The sequence below is a fragment of the Ligilactobacillus acidipiscis DSM 15836 genome (genome assembly GCF_001435755.1).
Classification (GTDB): domain Bacteria; phylum Bacillota; class Bacilli; order Lactobacillales; family Lactobacillaceae; genus Ligilactobacillus; species Ligilactobacillus acidipiscis.
This window is the reverse complement of the sequence record NZ_AZFI01000414.1, coordinates 1-288: the sequence shown is the minus strand read 5'-3', so window position 1 is coordinate 288 and position 288 is coordinate 1. Positions and strand designations below refer to the sequence as shown.

Annotated in this window: 1 pseudogene; it reads left to right on the top strand. The window is 30.2% G+C overall.

From position 1 onward, the window contains the following. Positions 1-198, top strand: a pseudogene (locus FC65_RS11295) (LtrC-like protein); the annotation flags it as partial. Between the last annotated feature and the right edge of the window lie 90 nt (positions 199-288).

Below are 288 nucleotides of genomic sequence, written 5' to 3'. Positions count from 1 at the left end.
TAATAAGTCCTATCAAGGCTTGCAACAACAAGTTCAGCAAGCAACTAATCCACAACAAAAATTAGAACTACAAAATAAATTAATGATGTACACCATGAAATCAGTAATCGAACGCAAAAACAACTGAAAGCATTTTCTGAACAAAACCCGGCAATTAAACAACCAGAACATAATGCAGCTAAAACATTGAAAAGATAGGGGGATTTAACACTATGAAAATGTTCTTTTAGATGGATATGAACTAAACAAAGATTTAAATTCTTGAAATGTCAAATTAAGTTAGAAATA